Source organism: Priestia sp. 40, assembly GCF_049368575.1.
Taxonomy (GTDB): domain Bacteria; phylum Bacillota; class Bacilli; order Bacillales; family Bacillaceae_H; genus Priestia; species Priestia zanthoxyli.
Window position 1 is genome coordinate 1 of record NZ_JBMPZA010000003.1, and the last position, 1,909, is coordinate 1,909.

Genomic DNA, 1,909 nt, shown 5'->3' on the forward strand with positions numbered 1-1,909 from the left:
GTCCCTGAGACAGTTACACCTTGCTGAGTCTGTACTGTGATGTCTTGTGGTGTAATAGTACTTTGAACCGGATCAATTATAATTGAAACTGAAGCAATTGCTTGATCTCCTTGATCATTTTGAACCAGAACGTCAAATTGATCAGTTCACTACACCAGGAGTTGGTGTATAAACAAACGTTCCATCTGGATTTAAGATAACCGTTCCTGAGCAAGGAAGATGTTAATGCTGTAGGTTAGTCACCTATTTAGCTGATCTCGAACTGAAAGTGCCACCATTTACACTATTGCCCTTCTACTGTTCGAACAATGGTATTACTGGCTACAATTTGATTAGCCAATTGTGTAACAGTTATTTGAACCGTAGTAGCTCATTAAACCCGTTCATTTTGAACAGACACTGTAAAAGAATCCGTACCGACGAATCCTGGATTTGGTGTATACGTAAAAGTACATCTAGGTTTTAGTATTAAAATTCCATTCACTGGTCCGCCAAGTAAGGTATAAGTTAATGCTTCTCCTTGTGGGTCAATAGCTGCAATACTTCCTGTTACAGGCTGCTGTTCGGTTGTTGATAGTGCTTGATTAGCTAAAATTGGCGCCTGTTCTATCGGCCCCTGAGTGACAACAGAAATAGTTGCAACAGCTGTATTGCCAAGAACATCGCTTACAAGTACTTTAAATTGATCTGTTCCAAAAAATCCAGAATTTGGCGTATGGATCAATGTTCCTTTGGGTTAACTATGGCAGATCCACTATTTGGATTAGACGTAAGCGTATAAAACAATTGGTTTCCACTCAATTTCTAGCACTTACTTGCCCAGAAACTGGCGTATTGAATGATTCATTTCACTATCTACCACTGAAATCCTGTCTCCTATACCTACTGTCACAACAGCATTAGCAATACTTTGATTTCCAGCTGAATCTATAACAACGATATCAAAGATATCTTCTCCTGTGAATCCAGAATTTGGCGTATAAACTAAAGTTCCATCTTGATTTAATACAACAGTTCCATTTGATGGCGGAATGGCTACAGCATAACTTAATGGAGAGCCTGCTTCAGATTGCACAGTGGCAATAGACCCACTCACGGGTTGATATTGGTAAAGTAGTTAAAGTTAGCCCTTCAGCGCTAATCGGTAAATCTTGAGACTGAATTTCTACAGTAATAGTTCCAAACCCCTGGTTTCCAAGAGGATCTCTGCGCAAAAACAGAGAATGAATCTGTTCCTACAAAACTTGGGTTCGGCGAGTACGTAAATGTTCCATCTGAATTAATAATGGCAGTACCATTAAGCGGTGCTAAATTTTAGACCATATACTATGTGGATCTTCTTCTGGGTCAAAGGCAGGAACTTGCCCTGTTAGCAAACTTACCTGTACAGATGAGAGTGATAAATCTACGACAATCGGTGGTTGGTTCACTCGAATTACACTGATAGTTACAAGAGATTGTGCACTAGCTCACGACTATCCCTTACCTCCACTGTGAAAGAATCCAAACCAATAAAATTAGGGTTTCAGGGTATGTGAAAAGGTACCTGGATTTACCACAGCTGTTCCATTAAAAGGAGTACCCAATCATCTAAAGTTCATAAATTATCGCTCTGGATTCCTGCGGCAAAAACGTGCCCAGCTGATTGCTACATTTTCTATAGTCTGAAGGATAACATCACTTGTAATTGGCGAACTGTTCACGTCGATAACTGTAACATTTACAATAGACACTGCTGTGAGACCTGTTGAATCTTCTACAATAACCGTAAATAAATCTGGACCTACATAATTAGAATTAGGTGAATATATAAAACTGCCATCTATATTTACTACGGCGCTTCCATTGACTGGAGAAGTGCCTAAACGATAAGTGAGCAAATCCCCATTCGGATCGCTTCCTACTACCT

At 39.7% G+C, this 1,909-nt stretch carries 5 protein-coding genes; all 5 read right to left on the reverse strand.

The window, feature by feature from the left end; all coding sequences use genetic code 11:
- Nucleotides 1–373: 373 nt before the first annotated feature.
- Nucleotides 374–724 carry an Ig-like domain-containing protein gene (locus ACO1DI_RS00295; protein ID WP_423144925.1) on the reverse strand — a complete coding sequence of 117 codons (351 nt, stop codon included), beginning with the start codon at nt 722–724 and terminating at the stop codon, nt 374–376.
- Between the two features lie 87 nt (nt 725–811).
- Entirely contained in the window at nt 812–1,096 is a 285-nt protein-coding gene (locus tag ACO1DI_RS00300; RefSeq protein WP_423144926.1) for an Ig-like domain-containing protein, read from the reverse strand.
- Nucleotides 1,097–1,137: 41 nt separating this feature from the next.
- On the reverse strand, nt 1,138–1,287 hold the full coding sequence (locus ACO1DI_RS00305) for an Ig-like domain-containing protein (RefSeq protein WP_423144929.1): 150 nt from the start codon (nt 1,285–1,287) through the stop codon (nt 1,138–1,140).
- Nucleotides 1,288–1,307: 20 nt separating this feature from the next.
- Complete coding sequence (locus tag ACO1DI_RS00310; protein ID WP_423144927.1) at nt 1,308–1,430, reverse strand: hypothetical protein; 123 nt, start codon at nt 1,428–1,430, stop codon at nt 1,308–1,310.
- Between the two features lie 174 nt (nt 1,431–1,604).
- Nucleotides 1,605–1,909: cadherin-like domain-containing protein (locus ACO1DI_RS00315; protein ID WP_423144928.1), on the reverse strand; the 305-nt coding region annotated here is incomplete at its 5' end.